Below are 636 nucleotides of genomic sequence, written 5' to 3'. Positions count from 1 at the left end.
CATGGGGACTGGTTAGATAAGGAAGAGTTGTTCTCATTTGTAGCTCGTCCAACTTACAACTGGTCGCCATACAATAAGACTATGTTAGAGGTCGGCTACTTTGACCAAGAAAAAACTTGGGATTCAGGCTCCGAAGACAAGTTTAGTGGCACAAAATTCACTATCGCACACGCCATCTCAACGGGAGAGTCTTTCTTCGCTCGTCCAGGAATCCGATTCTTTGCGACTTATTTGAAAGACAATGAGGGCGACTCATTTGACAACAATAAGAGCAACGACACCATCAACTACGGTGTACAAATTGAGGCTTGGTGGTAATAAATAGAAATTGCCATTTTACTACTTAGATAGGCCTGTTTAGCTCCATTCTGGCCTATCACATCGAAATCCTTTGCCATTTGCTCTTGAATTGGGTCGTATTCAGCCGGAGGGGGCGGAAAATATGTCTATATTTCCATTTCAAGAGCCTTTTTACATGGACTGATGTATGAAACCACTGTCGTTAAAAAATAAGATTATAATCTTATTTGGAATATCATTAATAATTACTATCGTAACTGCTTACTTTAGTGTTAAATATATTATTGGTGATTACATCAATAACTCATACGACAGTCGTATGGTTAGCAATGTAAG

General features: G+C 39.2%; 1 protein-coding gene. It reads left to right on the top strand.

What is annotated here, in order from left to right; all coding sequences use genetic code 11:
• On the top strand, positions 1–318 hold a 318-nt coding region (locus R8N47_RS26010), incomplete at its 5' end, for a carbohydrate porin (protein ID WP_318186205.1).
• Between the last annotated feature and the right edge of the window lie 318 nt (positions 319–636).

It is taken from the genome of Vibrio sp. 2132-1 (genome assembly GCF_033344315.1).
The sequence above is the reverse complement of the archived record's forward strand: the minus strand, read 5'-3'. Positions and strand labels throughout refer to the sequence as shown.